Origin of the sequence: Paenibacillus helianthi (assembly GCF_001909055.1) — a bacterium.
Taxonomy (GTDB): Bacteria; Bacillota; Bacilli; order Paenibacillales; family Paenibacillaceae; genus Paenibacillus_AQ; species Paenibacillus_AQ helianthi.
This window is the reverse complement of sequence record NZ_LVWI01000060.1, coordinates 33078-50098: the sequence shown is the minus strand read 5'-3', so window position 1 is coordinate 50098 and position 17021 is coordinate 33078. Positions and strand designations below refer to the sequence as shown.

11 protein-coding genes are annotated in these 17021 nt (G+C 55.4%); 5 read left to right on the top strand and 6 right to left on the bottom strand.

The window, feature by feature from the left end; translation table 11 throughout:
* The coding region (locus A3844_RS22890; protein ID WP_143192135.1) for an integrase core domain-containing protein at window positions 1-245 on the top strand (245 nt) is incomplete at its 5' end.
* A 458-nt stretch (window positions 246-703) separates the two neighbouring features.
* Here the strand turns inward: A3844_RS22890 and A3844_RS33165 are convergent.
* The 4 genes from A3844_RS33165 to A3844_RS22875 all read right to left on the bottom strand — a co-directional run bounded on the left by A3844_RS33165 (window position 704) and on the right by A3844_RS22875 (window position 3576).
* Complete coding sequence (locus A3844_RS33165) at window positions 704-814, bottom strand: YjcZ family sporulation protein (RefSeq protein ID WP_208619449.1); 111 nt, start codon at window positions 812-814, stop codon at window positions 704-706.
* 155 nt (window positions 815-969) lie between these two features.
* Complete coding sequence (locus tag A3844_RS22885) at window positions 970-2271, bottom strand: aminotransferase class I/II-fold pyridoxal phosphate-dependent enzyme (protein ID WP_074108562.1); 1302 nt, start codon at window positions 2269-2271, stop codon at window positions 970-972.
* A 107-nt stretch (window positions 2272-2378) separates the two neighbouring features.
* On the bottom strand, window positions 2379-2903 hold the full coding sequence (locus tag A3844_RS22880; protein WP_074103010.1) for a hypothetical protein: 525 nt from the start codon (window positions 2901-2903) through the stop codon (window positions 2379-2381).
* A 58-nt stretch (window positions 2904-2961) separates the two neighbouring features.
* On the bottom strand, window positions 2962-3576 hold the full coding sequence (locus A3844_RS22875; RefSeq protein WP_074103009.1) for a pyridoxamine 5'-phosphate oxidase family protein: 615 nt from the start codon (window positions 3574-3576) through the stop codon (window positions 2962-2964).
* A gap of 143 nt (window positions 3577-3719) precedes the next feature.
* On the opposite strand from A3844_RS22875, the gene A3844_RS22870 reads away from it, so the two are divergent.
* From A3844_RS22870 to gpmA, 3 genes are all read left to right on the top strand, one after another.
* Window positions 3720-5294, top strand: coding sequence for an aminotransferase-like domain-containing protein (locus A3844_RS22870; protein WP_074108561.1), 1575 nt, complete (start codon window positions 3720-3722; stop codon window positions 5292-5294).
* Window positions 5295-5464: 170 nt separating this feature from the next.
* Window positions 5465-6250 (top strand): helix-turn-helix domain-containing protein, encoded by a 786-nt coding sequence (locus A3844_RS22865; protein ID WP_074084081.1) that lies wholly within the window; start codon window positions 5465-5467, stop codon window positions 6248-6250.
* Between the two features lie 928 nt (window positions 6251-7178).
* Window positions 7179-7928 (top strand): 2,3-diphosphoglycerate-dependent phosphoglycerate mutase, encoded by a 750-nt coding sequence (gene gpmA, locus A3844_RS22860; protein WP_074103007.1) that lies wholly within the window; start codon window positions 7179-7181, stop codon window positions 7926-7928.
* A gap of 173 nt (window positions 7929-8101) precedes the next feature.
* Here gpmA and asd read toward each other — a convergent pair whose 3' ends face one another.
* Both asd and A3844_RS22850 read right to left on the bottom strand, forming a co-directional pair.
* Window positions 8102-8893 (bottom strand): archaetidylserine decarboxylase, encoded by a 792-nt coding sequence (gene asd, locus A3844_RS22855; RefSeq protein ID WP_074108560.1) that lies wholly within the window; start codon window positions 8891-8893, stop codon window positions 8102-8104.
* A gap of 89 nt (window positions 8894-8982) precedes the next feature.
* Window positions 8983-10077 (bottom strand): YheC/YheD family endospore coat-associated protein, encoded by a 1095-nt coding sequence (locus tag A3844_RS22850; RefSeq protein ID WP_074108559.1) that lies wholly within the window; start codon window positions 10075-10077, stop codon window positions 8983-8985.
* 217 nt (window positions 10078-10294) lie between these two features.
* On the opposite strand from A3844_RS22850, the gene A3844_RS22845 reads away from it, so the two are divergent.
* Window positions 10295-16789, top strand: a complete 6495-nt coding sequence (locus A3844_RS22845) for a WIAG-tail domain (RefSeq protein WP_074108558.1) — start codon at window positions 10295-10297, stop codon at window positions 16787-16789.
* Window positions 16790-17021 lie beyond the last annotated feature (232 nt).

Here is a 17021-nt window from a genome sequence, read left to right as displayed (position 1 = left end):
AGCGCATCCCGCCACGAACGCCGAACAAAAATGCCTTTATTGAGTCGTTTCACAGTATTTTGGAACGGGAATGCTACCAACGTCATTGTTTTGAAAGTACGGAAGAAGCCTTTACCGAAGTAGACCGTTTCATTCGGTATTACAATACCGTCCGGATCCACGGCAGTCTAAACGACTGGCCGCCACAGGAATATCTGCGAATGGTACAGGCAAAATTACTATCTCCCAAGACCATTGCACTTTAGTGCGATTTTGCAAGAATGAACGTGGTAGTGTCCAACTTTATGGGGTTGAACCGCAAAATCCCATTAAACCTTCTGAACCCAGGGTTACAGCCGATTTAGGTCTACTTATTCCACGTAACTTCAGTTCTAGCTTTCAGCTCTAGCTTTCAGCTCTAACTTCAGTTCTAACTTCAGTTCTAACTTCAGTTCTAGCTTTAATTCCTAAGGAGCTTCATTGTCTCCGTCATGGCTTTCAAGTCTACAGTTCAAGCCGTATTCATCCTATATCTGAAAAAGACGCCTTGGCAGGAGCATTAGCTCCGCTCAAGGCGTCCTTTTCTAAAATTATGTGGAGACAATCTAGAGGTACATCTGGAATTGAGGATTCCATCTTTACTTCCGCATGGAGCAGGGAATGGTATACAACGCAGGTAGGACGGGAGAGAGCCGGGGCTCCCTCCCGGGATGGTTATTCCCGGTTAGACAAAGAGTGAACGGCTGATGATGACCAGCAGGATAAAGAGAACCAGAATTGCACCAGTGCTTGTAAACATAGGGTGTCCATATCCGCCTCTAACTTCTTCGCTCATGTTCATTCCCCTTTCGCGTGTGAGTTGTTGTACTTGAGTACACCGTATTGTATGTGTGGAGGGAACAACGTGTATAGGCCAATGCCATAACCGCCTGCAAAAAAAAGTCAGCCCCGGTACACCGGGGCTGACTTCTATGGTCAAAACTTGTTCAATCAGGCTTTTTCCAGATCGCGGATTCCGGAATAGACCATATCGAACAGATCCTCAAGCTGATCTTCTTCAATACAGGAGAAGGCCACGCGCAGATCGGTCTCACCCAGGGCAATCGTGCCCAGGCCGTAGTTATGGATCAGGTGCAGACGCAGGGCATCAGCGTGAACAGTATGCAGCTTCAGGCACATGAAGTATCCGGAGTTGAAAGGATAGTAGGTCCAGACCTCATCGCCGTATTTGCCGCTGTCCAGCAGTGCCTTCACTTTGTTGGCACGGCCCTTCATGATCTGGAACTTCTCTTCCTTCTGCTCCGCAAATTTAGGCGACTTGAGCGCATCCAGTACAAAGGTCTGCGAAGGATGCGGTCCGCTGGAAATGGTGGCGCGGATAATCCCCATCGTCTTTTGTTCCAGGGAAGCGAGCACTTCCTTGCTGTCTGAAGCAAAAGTGATGAAACCGACGCGGAAGCCCCAGACAAACTCTTCTTTGGTCGCTCCGTCAATCTTCACAGCGAGTACACGCGGATGCAGATTAGCCAGACGGCCGAAGAGGGATTCCTTCAGTGAATCTTCGAAAAAGAGCCCGAAATAAGCGTCGTCACTGACCACTACGACATTGATGCCTTCTTCTGCAGCGCGCAGAATAGAAGCCACGATCGCTTCGCCTTCCTTGATGCCCGGAGTATAGCCTGTAGGGTTATTCGGGAAGTTGAGCAGCACAATGGCTTTGCCGCGGTCCTTCTGGGCCAGCAGTGCATCCAGCAGTCCCTCGCTGTTGAAGCTCATATCTTCAGTGAAAAGCGGATAGGTGACGGTATCGCTGAGACGGCGCACGCCGAAGGTCAGCTCGTAATTCTCCCAGTTTTTGTCCGGATAGATGATCGCATCGCCTTGATCGGCGAACAGGTCGGCAACGATGCTGAGCCCGTGAGTCAGGGCATTGGTAACGATAGGGTTACCGAAGGACTTGCCTTCAAGCGACGGCGTTTCGCGAAGCATTTTCTCCCGCCATACGGTACGCAGCTCCGGTTTGCCTGCTGGCGGAGCATAACCATACAAGTCCTTGGGGCTGTAAGCTGAGAGCTTATCCTGAATAACACCGAGGTGCATAGGTACACCTTTTTCAGTGGCAATACCAATGGTTGCATTGTATTTCTTGGCATGAGCAGCCGCTTCAGCGGATTGGCTCAGAATCCCCTCTTTGGGATAATACAGCGCTTTGCCAAGATTGGAGAGCATATCGTATACATGTTCATTGCCTGCCTTGATGTTGTCATTCAATTGTCCAGCCAGTGGATTCATCGGTTTCATCCTTCCGGTATTCTTCTGGGATATACGTTAACATTGCCTAACATTATATCACCGTGATTCACCGCCGTCACTGATGAAAGAGGCAATTCCCATTACTTTTAAAATATTTGTGGCGGATCCTCCCAGACCTGAACCTCGATATAGCGCTCTGGCCCATGGGTTCCCCCGGCATTCCATTCCTGAGGCCAGCCGAATTGCGAAATGACTTCCCGGATCTCCGTAAGCAGGTATACCTGTCCCCGGTAAGGCTTACCGTCCAGAACTCTCATTGTGGGAAACAAATCGCCATACGTGAAGCTGATACAGCCAGGAGAAAAGCAGTCCAATGGAATCCTTAGCTCCATACCGCTAGGATACCATTCCAGCAGCCACGGACAGCTTCCAAAGGTCATATAGTGGGGCTGCTGGCGGACGGGGCGGCCTCCTTTGGCAATAAAAGCCTCCCGTGCCTTGTGCTCCAGGCTGCGCCGGATATCGAGATAATCCGCTGAGCGGTTGCTGGCAAATCCCTTGTTCTTCTGGCGTATGTCCGCAAGAACATGCTCCGCTTCCTCCGGTGCCAGGTCGGATAAATTCCGAAACGGTCCGGCAGATTTATCATAGTAGTGGTACAGATACTCCAAATTCCATCCCGCCAATCTACCGTGAAATATACAAATAGATACAGCTATATTCTACCACTCAGGAGTGGTAGGGGCAGTATTTTTCCATCATGGCGATGGTTTCGGCATCACGTGCCCCGTTTCTGTCCTGAAGCCCCTGAGTAACGGCATTTCGCGCATCTTCCTTCAGATTCTGGCCAAATTTGAATTTGGCGGTTACTTCTTCGGGAACGATCCGCACAACGGCAACACCCTTCAGAGCTGAGCGGTATCTGGGATCTTCGGCATCAATCGGGGCATAGCCTCCTTCCGGCTGGAGCTTTTGCATAAAAAGAGCGAGTACGGCTGCTTTTTCGGCGAGGTCTTCTACAAGTTCCGCTTGTCCATAAGCGGTTACGCTTTTGAAATAGGCGGTGGCAGGGCAGGCAAGCTCGGGATCGCTGAAATAGGAAGGAATGATGGCATATTCATCGGCAACAGTGAAGCATACCCGCTGATTGTGGCGGATGCTCTTCATTTTGCCTCCGGCGTGACTGCCATGGAAATAGAAGTTACCCTCCAGATAGACAAAGTTGAGCGGCGTTACACGCGGCAGCCCCATCTCATCGCTGGTCCCCAGAAAACCAAAGCTCATTCCGTTTAAAAAACCGGCCAGCTCCTCTTCCTGCTCTACCTGAAATTCTTTTCTGCGCATATCGGCACATCCTTTTCTCAATAATGGCGGAGCCCTATGCTCCGAGTAAACAGTTATCTTACAATAGAAGAAGAATTGACAATAAAAAAGGACCGGTTTACATTAATTTTATTAGTCCACTTTGATGTGGAGAGGGTGGGGACATGAATTTTACGTTGCCTTATGACCAGTATCTGGCGGTGCACCGCTACAAATATCTGGCCTTATACCATGCGCTCCGCGCGGCTATTCTTGGCGGCACTCTGCCCGGCGGAACCCGGCTGCCCTCTACCCGGAAGCTGGCGGAGCTATACCAGATCTCACGCGGCTCGGCATCGCAGGTGTACGACATGCTGCTGGCTGACGGCTACATCCGGACGGAGACCGGCCGGGGCACCTATGTCGCCAATGACAGCTTTGAACCCGTGGAGCAGGAACGGGTGGAGGCGGATCAGGAAATTGAAGGTGCTGTAGCTGCGACATCGGCTTTTGCTGGGACAGAAGGTTCAAAGGATGCGGTTACGAATGCGGTTACGGGTGAATATGCAGATGTCGGAGCAGCTTGTAATAGAACCGGAATACCGCTATCCGGCTGGGGACAACGCCTTATGGAGAGGAATGTTCTCATCTATGAACAGGAGGAAGGGAACTTCGTCAGCTTTCGCAGCCGGGGGATGCTCATGGAGTACTTTCCTTATGAGGAGTGGCGGAGCGCACTGAAATATGCTGGCGGCAAAAGCGGCGGGAGGATGGAAGGCTACTGCCCTCCCCAGGGCGAAGAAAGCCTGCGGCTGGCAATTGCCGCCCATCTCCGGGTGACGCGGGGCATCCGGGCAGAAGCGGAGCAAATTGTCCTGTTCAACGGATCGATGCAGGGTATCGTCCTTCTGACGCAGCTCTTGCTGGAGCCGGGAAGCCCCGCCGTTGCCGAGGACCCTGGATTTCACGGCATCCGCAGAGCTGTGGAAATCTCAGGCGGGAAGCTGCTGCTGGGTAAGGTGGACGGGAGCGGGCTGGTGCCGCAGGATTGGGCGGCCCGGCTGCTGTTCGTTACGCCTAGCCGCCAGTTCCCCACCGGCGCTGTGCTGCCGCTCGACCGGCGGCGCCGTCTGCTGGAATGGGCGCGGCGGCAGGAAGCGCTGATTGTGGAAGACGATTACGACAGTGAATTCCGCTGGGGCGGGCGGCCCATAGAACCGCTGAAGGCACTCGACCGTGAAGAGCGGGTCGTCTACCTGGGCTCATTCTCAAACAGCATGTTCTCCAGCCTGCGGCTGGGCTATGCCGTGCTCCCGCCCTTGCTGATCGGACCGGTGACCGCCGCCAAGGCGCTGTATGAGCCGCTTCCGGGCGGCCAATTAGAGCAGCGTGCCTTGGCGCGCTTCATGCAGACCGGCGGCTACAGCCGCCATCTGCGGCGGATGACGCGCCTCTATGGCGAGCGTGCCCGGCTCCTCCGCTCGCTGCTGTCCGAGCGGCTCGGTCAGCTGTTTGAACTGCTGCCCGGTGATGCGGGGCTGCATATCTACGCGCGCTGGCGGCGCAGCAGAGCGGAATTCGCCGCCTTCCGGGCGGCTGCGCTTAGGCGCGGCACGGACTTCCGGGACGCAGCGTTGTACCAGGCTGCACCGGGCGTTCCGGCGGCCTGCTTTTCTTTTGCCCATCTGGATAGTGCTCAGCTCGAAAATGGGGTCAACCGTCTGCTGCTGGCCTGGGAGGATGTGCAAAATCGAATGTGACAAGGTATTATGAGGAGTATGGAACGGTTAGGATGCTTCCGAAGCGAGTTTTGCTGCAAAGTGATCTCGAAGAAGTAGAATTCCGCAAAACTTAAGATAATGCTTCCGAAGCGAGTTTGTACGAAGCATATTCAGGAAGTAAAGCTCACAAACTTTTAGGAGGGAACATTATGCTGCATGCATCGCCGTCCTCTTTTGTGATCCTGCCGGCCCTGGCGAAGATTGTCTGCGAACCGGGCTGGAAATGGCAAAAAAGAGAGAAGCCGTTGCAAAATTATGATTTGTTCTATGTCTGGAGCGGGGAAGGCACGGTTGTGCGCAGAGGCGTCCCTTATCAGGTGGGGAAAGGGAGCTGCTTCCTGTTCCGTCCGGGGGATCATACCAGCGCAACCCATAATCCGCAGAAGCCGCTTGTGCTTACATACATTCATTTTGATGTCACTGAGAATGTGGCAGATATTCCCGAGCCTTACCGTGAACTGTCGGAGACGGTGGAGTTCGAGCATTTGCTGGCACGGTATGTCCGCCTGTTTCTCGTAAAGACCTTTGCGGCAGAAGAGGAAGGCCAACTGATTCTGAAGCAGCTGATGATCCATCTGCTCCGTGAGGATCAGGTGATGCCTGTGGAACGTCATGTAAGCAACCAATTGGCGGAAGTCATTCATGAGGTAGCCAACTATGTCAGCCAGCATCCCGGAGCGGTGCACCGGGTGGAGGATCTGGCGGCGCGTGCCGGGCTGTCCCCGCGTTATTTTTCGATCAAATTCAAGGAGATTACCGGCTCTTCTGTCCAGTCCTACGTGATCCGCACCCGGATTGAGCGTGCACAGCATCTTCTGCTGTATGCCGGAATGAACGTAACCGAGGTGGCGGATGCGCTGGGCTACCGTGATATTTTCTTTTTCAGCCGCCAGTTCAAGCAGCACACCGGCAAAAGTCCGTCCGAGATCCGCTGACCCTTCTTTTGTTTCAGTTTTTTCGGCCGGGGGAAGCAGAATTGTCCGCAACCGCTGGAGACGGTTGAAGAACAGCAGCGTGGCAGCTACGGATCATTGATTTTGACCATTTGTCCTAAAATGATAGCTTATCCAGATAAACGAAGGGAACCGGGGCCGAACAAGGCTTCCGGTCTTTTTGATTGTATAGGAAATTATACTGTGAAAAAGACGGTGGATCACTCCGATTGAAAAGTGAGAGGGATAAACGTGAAGAAACAGATCGGAGGAAACAAAATAAACTAAACGGGCCTAAGAGGAGATACCTCTGATCTCACCGTGAACGGGCTAGCGGGCAGAATGAGAGGTAGAAATACCTCTGATCTCGCCGTAAACGGGCTAGCGGGCAGAATGAGAGGTAGAAATACCTCTGATCTCGCCGTAAACGGGCTAGCGGGCAGAATGAGAGGTAGAAATACCTCTGATCTTGCCGTAAACGGGCTAGCGGGCAGAATGAGAGGTAGAAATACCTCTGATCTCACTGTAAACGGGCTAGCGGGCAGAATGAGAGGTAGAAATACCTCTGATCTCTGTATACGGGCTAGCGGACAGAATGAGAGGTAGAAATACCTCTGATCTCACCGTGAACGGGCTAGCGGGCAGAATAGGAGGTAGAAATACCTCTGATCTCACCGTGAACGGGCTAGCGGGCAGAATGAGAGGTAGAAATACCTCTGATTTGGGAGCAATGCCGTTACCTGCGGCAATGAGATGCTTGATTTACCCGTTAGGGTGATTTTCTTTCAGGAGGCTTGAAGGTTTGCGTGTATTAGGGCGTCTGGGCCGGGGTATAAGGATAAAGAGCGTAAGTCTTGAACAACCCGTTCAGGAGGCCTATGATGAGTATAGATAGGATGAAGAAGAAACTTCAGGCCGGAGGAGAGAGAATATGTATGAAATCGTGTTGATACGCCATGGCGAGAGCGAGTATAACCGCCAGAATCTGTTCACAGGCTGGAGCGACCCCGATCTGACAGAGAAGGGGGTAGAAGAGGCCAAAGCAGCCGGCAAGCTGCTGAAGGAGGCAGGCTATACTTTTGATCTGGCCTTTGCTTCTGTACTGAAACGTTCGATCAAGACACTCAACTATGTTCTGGATGAGATGGACCTGTTGTGGATTCCCGTGCAGAAGTCCTGGAAGCTGAATGAGCGTCATTACGGCGCGCTGCAAGGGCTGAGCAAGAGCGAGACTGCGGTAAAATACGGCGAAGAGCAGCTGCATATCTGGCGGCGCAGCCTGTCTGTCCGTCCTCCGATGCTGGAGCCGGATGATCCGCGTTATGCCCGGAACGATATCCGCTACAAGGATGTCCGCCCCGGCGATATTCCTCGCGGCGAGAGCCTGGAGGATACCGTGCACCGCGTCGGCGATTTCTGGGGCAACCGTATTGTGCCGCTGATCCGCAAGAAGGAACGGGTGCTGATCTCGGCGCATGGCAATACGCTGCGGGCCTTGATCAAATTCATGGAGGATATTGACGAGAAAGCATTGCTGGATCTGAACGTTCCGACAGGAGTCCCTCTGGTCTACAAGCTGGATGATGACGTGAAACCGATTAGCCGCTTCTATCTCGGGGAGCCGGAGGAAGTTCAGCAGAAAGCCCGCGAGGTGGCGAATCAGAGCAAGGTGACGGAATAATCGGCCTGATATAGATGTACAACTAAAAAGGCAGCAGGTCCCCGATAGTCCCGGAGGCCTGCTGCCTTTGGTTAAAATATAAGAATTTATTCACACTATAAATGATCCTTCTATTTCCCGCTGAAACGGATGCCGGTCTATTATGAGGCGTAGCCGTTTCTACTTATGTTCTGCTACACCGGGCGCTGCAGCTCGCCCAGCAGTTCACCCATCTTCACCTTGGTCCCGCTGGCAAGTCCAGATCGGGGGGTGAAGCTGCCGTTCTCGAGGAGCAATACCACGGTAGAGCCGAATTCGAAATAGGCCAGGTCGTCGCCGATCTCCCAGGCATCAGCCGCTTCATCCGCATAGTGGATGCTGCTGACATTCATCGCGCCGACCTTCACTACTGCGGCTTCACCGTTTGCTCCGGCGATATAAGTAATCAGCCGTTCGTTGCGGCTCAGTACACCCTTCATATGTCTCATGCCAAATTCATTGACAGGGTATGCTCTCCCGCGGATATGTTCACTCTCGACCTTGCGCCCGGTAAGGGGGGCGTGAATCCGGTGATAATCCGTTGGACTTAAGTACAGCACGAAGAAAAAGCCTTTTTTGTACAGCTCCAGGTGCGGGGAGTGGTTCAAAAGCTCCTCCAGTTCATAATCCTGACCTTTTACATTCATTATGGTTCCGGAATGAATCTCGCCCATGGCGGTAATCATCGCATCTACCGGACTGGCGACCGCATTCTCGCCGCCGGCGACCGGACGCATGCCGGATTTGAGATGACGGCTGAAAAATTCATTAAGTGTAAGGTATTCCCCGGAAGGCTTCTCTGCTTCAGAAGCGGGAATATGATAAGTCCGAATAAATGCCGGGATCAAAAAACGGCTGAGTCTGCTATGGGAAAAAGCCCCCATCAACCGGGAAAGCCATCTGTGCGAGGACAACTCGGTCATCAGCCGCAGCAATTGTTTTACCATGAGTATCTCCCTTCCATCATGCAGCAGCACGGCCCCGTGTCCAGGACCGTTTCCGCTCTGCATTATATTGACATAGAATAAGAGACAAATCAATAACTGATGTACTGTGAAGGATGGTCAAGCAGATATCGCGCATAGGCTATCGGCTTCCGGTAGCTCTCCTTCCATGCCCCGGTCAGTCCGGCTTTGCGGAAGCCGTAGCGCTGATCACGGCCGTTACATTCGATGAAATAGACCCGGCCTTTTTCCGTTACGCCCATGTCCAGCCCGATGTCTGCCAGTCCGGGCAGGTTCCGCGCCAGCTCGTGTGCAATGCTGAGGCTGTAAGCCAGAACGGACATGCGGATACCTGCCGCCGCTTGCCCGGAGAATGCCTGCTCTAGTGCATATGAAGAGTCAAGTGCTTCTCCTCCCCGGGCAATATTGGAGACGAAGCCCCCCGGCGCCGCCCGTTTGGCGAATAGTCCGGTGACCTGCCATTCCCCGCCCCACCCACGCTGCACCGTGACACGCAGATCAAACGGACGGCCCCCAATCTCTGCCAGCGGGATGCGTTCCTGAACCAGGTAAGGGGTGGAGGCCAGACGCATCCGCAGGGCTCTGGGCAGTACATCCTGATTAACCTGGGTGCTGACCCAGCTGCGGGAGCCGAAGGGCAGATAACTCCAGTTCCACAGTTCTGGACTACTCCGCGTCAGGCGCATTACGCCTTGGCCGATACTTCCGCGGCAAGGCTTGAGAATAAGATCGGAATAGCTGGCCATCATCTCCTTCAGTCCGGATAGACCGGCTGAGGTGGCGGGCAGAAGCCCGCGAAGTCTGGCATTCTGCTCCAGCAGTCCATGGATCTGATCTTTGCCATAGCGGTTGCATGTATTATATACCAGTACGCCGCTGCCCAGCAGTCTGTCGATCCCGTGGCTGCCTGGGTCGTAGATAGCCCGATTGTGAATGACGTCAGGCGTCGGAACAACCACTCTCCTGTAGCCCCGGGTTTGCTTCATGTAGGCGATGCTGCAGCCGGTTTTCGTATCGATGTCGGACAGTTTCAGGAAGCAGGGGGTCAATCCGTATACAGCGGCGGCTTCCTCGTAGCTTTTCAGCGACTCCTGTCCCGTTTTTTGCCGGGGAACGCCCCGGTGCATAGCGGCATTTAGCAGTATTCCCACGAGCTTTTGCCCCATGTTCGTTCCTCCCGTTATCTTCTATAGTTCCGGCTGTTTCTCTTCCTGAGTCATTGTATGTGTGTACTCGCCCTTTAGGGTGGACGAATGTGCGGTGGCAGATGCCCTTTTTTGGGAAGGTGCAGAATTTACAGGCTTGGTGTAAACGGGTGTCATTCGCCTAGTGCGCTGCATATGATGCCTAGGAGAAACAATAGATGGAAGGAGGAGACTGCTTGTGAAGAGCTCCAGGAAAAATCAGCACCGCAGTTCCAAAAAACCGCTCTATTTTGTGGATAATCCGAATATGAAGGAACTCAGCATGCTGGGAAGCAGTCCCAAGATACAGGAGGTTATAGACACCTCCGGAAGCGAAGTGCCGGATACCGGGAGTACAACTTTGAAGGTTAGCGGGGTGGATACGCTTGAAGCGGCGGATTCCTTGGAATCTGCCGTACTTGATCAGCAAGCGCCTCAGGAACAGGTGGGGGAACCTTCGGTTTCGGCTGCTGAGCCTTTGCCGTTGACACCTGAAGTCGTGCTGCCAGTGGTGGAAAAAGAACGCCTGCAGCCTGTATATACGGATGATTTGTCCGACGCTGCCGTTACCGGAAGCAAAATTGCCCCCCGGACCATTGACGGGTCCAAGCTGAAATTCGGTATCATCGGAACGCCCTGGCTGCAGGATTATGCGGTGCAGAGCATCAATATCGCGGACAAGGCAGTTACTTCCTCTAAGCTGGCCCCCGAATCCGTAACAGGTGAGCATTTGGCAGAAGGAAGCATCAGCGGCGGTAAGCTGCTGGATCATTCCATCGGCGGCGAAAAACTTAAGGATGGCAGCATTGGCCCGGAAAAGCTGGCTGACCGGATCATTGGCGGAGGTCAAATTGCCGATCAGGCCATTACGAGCCGCCATCTTAGCGACTGCATCATTACGGCTGACCTGCTTGAAGATGGAGCGGTGACCGGCGAGAAAATTCTGAGCAGCACCATCGTCAGCCGGCATCTGGCGAACGGGAGCGTTGACCGTTCCAAGCTGGCGGACGAAGTGGTAACGGGGGACAAAATAGCCGACGGAGAGATTAGCGGTGATAAGCTGGGAGACGCCGTTATTGAGAGCCGCCATATCAGCGGCGGCGCCATTACAGCGAAGCATCTGGCTCCGGGAGCCATAGGGCCGGAACAGCTTGCCAGCCGTTTGATCGGCAAAGAGCAGCTCCAGTCCGGGATCATCGACAGCGGTCACCTTGCCGATGGATCGGTAGGTCCACGCCAGATTGGCAAGGAGGCCGTACGGGGACAGCACTTAAGCCCGGAAAGTGTGAATGGTAGCCATATCGCCGACGGGGAGATTGCCAGCCGGCATTTGGCGGACCGCAGCATTTCTTTTGTGAAGCTGGCGGAAGGGGCGGTTGGAACAGTTCAGCTTGTGGAGCAGGCAGTTACCTCTTCCAAAATAGCGGATCAGAGCATCCTTGCCCATAAGTTGGCTGATGAGGCTGTAACGACACGGCACATCGCCAAATCTGCGGTACGGGGGCCGCAGCTTGCCATGCAGGCAGTTGCTTCAGTCCATCTGCAGCGTGAGTCTGTGGAGCACTCCCATCTGGCGGCGGAATCCGTCGGGTCTATGCAGCTGCAGGAACAATCGGTACTCACGAGCCATCTGGCAGATGGGGCTGTTACGGGGGAACAGCTGGCTTCTGGATCGGTTGAAGGTGAGCATCTGCGTCCACATAGTATCACCCCGGACAAATTGGCGGATGGGAGTGTCATTGCCGCCAAGCTGGCTCCGGGTGCGGTTATCGGCAATGCAATAGCGCGGGAAGCTGTCAGCGGGGAACATATTGCTTTTTGTACGGTAGAGGAAAAAAATCTGGCGGATGCCAGTGTCAGCGGTCGTGTATTGCAGCGGGCCGTTGTGGATGCCGAGCACTTGGCACCGGGGGCTGTAGAGCGCAGGCATCTTGGGGACAACAGTGTAACCTCCTCTGCCCTGCAGCCAGGTTCGGTAGTGGGTGAGAAGCTGGCAACCGGCGCGGTGAAGGAGGTCCATCTCTCTGCCGGTATCGTTCAGCCGCATCATTTAGCTGATCATGCCGTCACGTCATTGAAGCTGTCGCCGGAAAGTGTCTCAACCGATAAGCTGGGCGATCTGGCAGTTACAGCAATGAAGCTGGCGGATGGCAGTGTGGAAGCCGCGAAGCTGGCGGCATCAGCAGTTCAGGCAGAGCACTTGAGTGCGGGGGCGGTTGGCTCTGGTGCAGTCAGTGACGCCGCTGTGCAGGGAAGACATCTTGCGCCGGGGAGTGTTAGCGGGGCACATATTCGGCCGATGTCCATCGGTAATGGACATATCGGCCCGAGCTCCATCTCGTCCATTCAGATCCAGGATGGCAGCATCAGCGGAGCTAAGCTGATAGAAGGTGCAGTCTCATCCCGCCACCTCGCACCCGGTAGTGTGGCAGGCAGCCATTTGGCGGAAGCTTCAGTGGAAGGAAAGCATATCGGGCAAGGCGGCATCACCTTAGCGCATCTTGCTGAAGAAGTCCGCAGCGGCCAGATTTTGCCGGACGGCAGTATTGGCGGTGAGAAGCTGGCAGCGGGTGCTGTGGGATCCTACCATCTGGCCTCTGAAAGTATAGGGGCTGGACATCTGGCGCCGGGAGCGGTACAAGGACAGCATATTCGAGACGGAGAGATCACCCTGGCGCATCTGGCGGAAGAGACACGCAGTGCAGACATCCTGCCGGATGGAAGCATCAGCGGTTCCAAACTGGCCGAGGGCTCGGTAGCGGCATTCCATCTGGCTACAGGCAGTGTGTATGCAGATCATTTGACAACGGACGCGATAGACAGTCGCCATATCCGCTCCGGCAGCATCCGGCTTGAACATCTGGCCAAGGAAACACTGACCTCTGAATTGCTGCCGGATGGCAGTATTGGAAACGGGAAGCTGGCTGCTGGTGCGGTGAGTTCGCTGAATCTCCAGCAGGAAAGCATTTATGGTGAGCATCTTGTAGACGGAATACTGCAGGAACGGCATTTGCGTCCAGGTCTGATCAAGCTTGAACATCTTGCAGATGAGTCCCGTAGTGCAGCGCTGCTGCCGGACGGCAGCGTGGGCGGAAGCAAGCTGGCGGCAGGCGCAGTAGGTTCGTCTCAGCTGGCTTCCGGCAGCGTATTGGGAGGGCATTTGGCAGCGGACGCGGTGGACAGCCGCCATATCCGTGCCGGCAGCATCCAGTTGGCTCATCTGGCTGCCGAGACGCTGAGCGCGGAGCTGCTGCCGGACGGCAGCGTAGGCGGAAGCAAATTGGCGGCAGGTGCGGTGGGTTCGCAGCATCTGCAAGCCCAGAGTATCCAAGGTGAACATCTGGCAGATGGAACGCTGGAAGAGCGCCATTTGGGCAGCGGCATCATCAAGCTTGAGCATCTATCGGAGGAAGTCCACAGTGCCGAGCTGCTGCCGGACGGCAGCATTGGAGGGAGTAAGCTGGCGGCAGGTGCGGTGGGTACGCAGCATCTGCAGCCGCAGAGCATCCAGGGCGGGCATCTGGCCGATGGAACGTTGGAGGAGCGTCATTTGGTCAGCGGCATCATTAAGCTTGCGCATCTGGCGGATGAAGTCCACAGTGCGGAGCTGTTGCCGGATGGCAGTATTGGAAGAAGCAAGCTTGCGGCAGGGGCAGTGGGATCGCATCACTTGCAGCCGCAGAGCATCTACGGCAGGCATCTGGCGGATGGAACGCTGGAAGAGCGCCATCTGGGCAGTGGCATCATCAAGCTTGCGCATCTGGCGGAGGAAGTCCGCAGCGCGGAAATACTGCCGGACGGCAGCATTGGCGGCAATAAGCTGGCGACAGGTGCGGTAGGTGCGCAGCATCTGCAGCCGCAGAGCATCCAGGGCGGGCATCTGGCGGATGGAACGCTGGAGGAGCGCCATTTGGTCAGCGGCATCATCAAGCTAGCGCATCTGGCGGAGGAAGTCCGCAGCGCGGAAATACTGTCGGACGGCAGTATTGGCGGCAATAAGCTGGCGGCAGGTGCGGTGGGTACGCAGCATCTGCAGCCGCAGAGCATCCATGGCGGGCATCTGGCGGATGGAACGCTGGAGGATCGCCATTTGGTCAGCGGCATCGTCAAGCTTGAGCATCTGGCGGAGGAAGTCCGCAGCGCGGAGCTACTGCCGGACGGGAGCATTGACGGAAGCAAGCTGACGGCTGGCGCGGTGGGTACGCAGCATCTGCAGCCGAAGAGCATCTACGGCGGGCACCTGGCGGATGGAACGCTGGAGGAGCGCCATTTGGTCAGCGGCATCATCAAGCTTGAGCATCTGGCGGAAGAAGTCCGCAGCGCGGAGCTACTGCCGGACGGCAGTATTGGAGGAAGCAAGCTGGCTGCAGGTGCGGTGGGTACGCAGCATCTGCAGCCTCAGAGCATCCAGGGCGGGCATCTGGCGGATGGAACGCTGGAGGAGCGCCATTTAGGCAGCGGCATCATCAAGCTTGAGCATCTGGCGGAAGAAGTCCGCAGCGCGGAAATACTGCCGGACGGCAGTATTGGCGGAAGCAAGCTGGCGGCAGGTGCGGTGGGTACGCAGCATCTGCAGCCTCAGAGCATCCAGGGCGGGCATCTGGCGGATGGAACGCTGGAGGAGCGCCATTTAGGCAGCGGCATCATCAAGCTTGAGCATCTGGCGGAAGAAGTCCGCAGCGCGGAGCTGCTGCCGGACGGCAGTATTGGTGGCAATAAGCTGGCGGCAGGTGCGGTGGGTACGCAGCATCTGCAGCCTCAGAGCATCTATGGCGGGCATCTCTCTGATGGAACGCTGGAAGAGCGCCATTTGAGCAGCGGCATCATCAAGCTTGAGCATCTGGCGGAAGAAGTCCGCAGCACAGAACTGCTGCCGGACGGCAGTATTGGCGGCAATAAGCTGGCGGCAGGTGCGGTGGGTACGCAGCATCTGCAACCGAAGAGCATCTATGGCGGGCATCTGACAGATGGAACGCTGGAGGAGCGCCATTTGAGCAGCGGCATCATCAAGCTTGAGCATCTGGCGGAAGAAGTCCGCAGCGCTGAGCTACTGCCGGACGGCAGTATTGGAGGAAGCAAGCTGACGGCAGGTGCGGTAGGACCTTACCATCTGGCTCCGGCCAGTGTATACGGAGGCCATTTATCCCCGGGTTCAGTGGACAGCCGCCATATTCGTCCTGGCAGTATCCATTTTGAACATTTGGCCGAGAGTGCGCTGAGCTCTGAACTCCTGCCGGACGGGAGCATTGACGGAAGCAAGCTGGCAGCAGGTGCGGTAGGATCACAGCATCTGCAACTTCAGAGCATCCAGGGCGGGCATCTGGCGGATGGAACGCTGGAGGAGCGCCATTTAGGCAGCAGCATCATCAAGCTTGAGCATCTGGCGGAAGAAGTCCGCAGCGCGGAGCTACTGCCAGACGGCAGTATTGGAGGAAGCAAGCTGACGGCAGGTGCGGTGGGTACGCAGCATCTGCAGCCTCAGAGCATCCAGGGCGGGCATCTGGCAGATGGAACGCTGGAGGAGCGCCATTTGGGCAGCGGCATTATCAAGCTTGAGCATCTGGCGGAGGAAGTCCGCAGTGCGGAGCTGCTGCCGGACGGCAGTATTGGCGGCAATAAGCTGGCGGCAGGTGCGGTAGGTACGCAGCATCTGCAGCCTCAGAGCATCCAGGGCGGGCACCTCTCTGATGGAACGCTGGAGGAGCGTCATTTGAGCAGCGGCATCATCAAGCTTGAGCATCTGGCGGAAGAAGTCCGCAGTGCGGAGCTGCTGCCGGACGGCAGTATTGGAGGAAGCAAGCTGACGGCAGGTGCGGTAGGACCTTACCATCTGGCTCCGGCCAGTGTATACGGAGGCCATTTATCCCCGGGTTCAGTGGACAGCCGCCATATTCGTCCTGGCAGTATCCATTTTGAACATTTGGCCGAGAGTGCGCTGAGCTCTGAACTCCTGCCGGACGGGAGCATTGACGGAAGCAAGCTGGCAGCAGGTGCGGTAGGATCACAGCATCTGCAACTCCAGAGTATACAGGGCGGGCATCTCGCCGATGAAACGCTGGAGGAGCGGCATTTAAGCCCCGGCATCGTTAAGCTGGAACATCTCGCGGAGGAAACCCGCAGCGCGGAACTGCTGCCGACTGGCAGCATTACCGGAGAGAAGCTCGCATTTGCCAGCATCGGAACGGAGCATCTGGCTGAAGGTGCAGTGGGGAATTCTGAGCTTCAGGACGAAGCGGTGGATGCCTCCAAAATCACCTCATTCGCAATCCAGTCCCGCCATTTGGAAGAGGATAGTGTACAGGGATATCATATTGCTCCTGGTTCCATCACGAGCGATCACCTGACTCCCGGCTCGGTAAATGCCGAACACCTGTCGTTCAGTCCGGTACAGAGTGCCGGCAACCGGGAAGTGCTGCAGCAGTTTGGCATGACAGCCTTCATGTTCAATGGTGATGCGGAGAGTGTAGAGGTGACTGTAGCTTTTGATGAAAGCTTCGGTCATACCGGTTATGTCCTTGTTGCCATGACCAATCAACCGTTCTTTCACGCTTCATTGAAGAACAGAGGAGGCGGGGAAGCTGTTATTGAAGTGGTGCGGCTGCGTGAAACCTCCCATTTCTATGGAGTGTTATCCTGGATTGCCCTCGGCACTCCCTTGGTGAAGCCGGTGGCCGATCATCGGGTATTTGATTAATCGGCTGACGGGCTGAACTTTAAGGAAATGCAGGGTCATCTCAGAGTATGATGAAGTTATTGTAAAAGGGGGCGCAGCCAATGGCTGCGCCTTTTGCGCGGCGAAGAACCAGGGATTGGCACTCGCGATGTTATGTGAAAATTTGGTTCGGGTTGCTGCAGCCGCTGTCCAAGTCCGCTGCCCGGGTTCCCTTCAAACGATACCTTAGCCGGACTTAGCAGCGAGCGGGCAT

What these genes read in the sequence shown, in the direction of transcription:
- A3844_RS33165 (WP_208619449.1), bottom strand. Translation starts at nt 814, where the DNA reads ATGAGCGAAGAAGTTAGAGGCGGATATGGACACCCTATGTTTACAAGC.
- A3844_RS22885 (WP_074108562.1), bottom strand. Translation starts at nt 2,271, where the DNA reads ATGAATCCACTGGCTGGACAATTGAATGACAACATCAAGGCAGGCAAT.
- A3844_RS22875 (WP_074103009.1), bottom strand. Translation starts at nt 3,576, where the DNA reads ATGCGCAGAAAAGAATTTCAGGTAGAGCAGGAAGAGGAGCTGGCCGGT.
- A3844_RS22870 (WP_074108561.1), top strand. Translation starts at nt 3,720, where the DNA reads ATGAATTTTACGTTGCCTTATGACCAGTATCTGGCGGTGCACCGCTAC.
- A3844_RS22865 (WP_074084081.1), top strand. Translation starts at nt 5,465, where the DNA reads ATGCTGCATGCATCGCCGTCCTCTTTTGTGATCCTGCCGGCCCTGGCG.
- gpmA (WP_074103007.1), top strand. Translation starts at nt 7,179, where the DNA reads ATGTATGAAATCGTGTTGATACGCCATGGCGAGAGCGAGTATAACCGC.
- asd (WP_074108560.1), bottom strand. Translation starts at nt 8,893, where the DNA reads ATGGTAAAACAATTGCTGCGGCTGATGACCGAGTTGTCCTCGCACAGA.
- A3844_RS22850 (WP_074108559.1), bottom strand. Translation starts at nt 10,077, where the DNA reads ATGGGGCAAAAGCTCGTGGGAATACTGCTAAATGCCGCTATGCACCGG.